Source organism: Kitasatospora nipponensis, from assembly GCF_039528135.1.
GTDB lineage: Bacteria > Actinomycetota > Actinomycetes > Streptomycetales > Streptomycetaceae > Kitasatospora > Kitasatospora nipponensis.
The window spans coordinates 1-606 of sequence record NZ_BAAALF010000883.1 but is presented as its reverse complement, the minus strand read 5'-3'; the positions used below and the strand labels follow the sequence as shown (position 1 = coordinate 606).

Here is a 606-nt window from a genome sequence, read left to right as displayed (position 1 = left end):
CGACGGCGGACTAGCCGCAGAGACGGTCGGCTATGGCTACAACCTGCAGAACGGTCTCGTCAGTTCCGGATCGAACCTGTCGCGTTACCTGGCCATCGCCAGCTACAGCCCGCTCGGTCAGATCCTGCAGTCCACCTACGGCAATGCAGGCACCCAGTTCCCCCCCGCACAGACCTACCACGACGCGACCGGCCGCCTGAACACCAACCGCGTCAGTCTCCAGACCACTGCCAACTTCCCCGTATCAGACAGCACTTACGGTTACGACCCGGCGGGCAACCTCACCACCGCCAGTGACACCCAGTCCGCAGGCGGCGTCAGCCTCGCTACCGACACCCAGTGCTTCGGCTACGACGGCCTCGACCGCCTGACCACTGCCTGGACCGACACCAAGGGCATCACCGCTCCCACCGCCGGCCAACTCCCCAAGTGCACCAGCACCACGCCTGCACCCGCCACCATCGGTGGACCCGCCCCCTACTGGCAAACCTGGCAGTACAACCTCCTCGGCGATCGCACCCAGCACGTCAAGCGCGACGTCACCGGCAACACCGCCAAGGACATCACCCAGACCAGCACCTACCCAGGTGCCGGAACCACCAGGGC

1 pseudogene is annotated in these 606 nt (G+C 66.0%); it reads left to right on the top strand.

The features are described 5' to 3' along the window. Positions 1 to 606 (top strand): annotated as a pseudogene (locus ABD323_RS43855) (ricin-type beta-trefoil lectin domain protein); the annotation flags it as partial.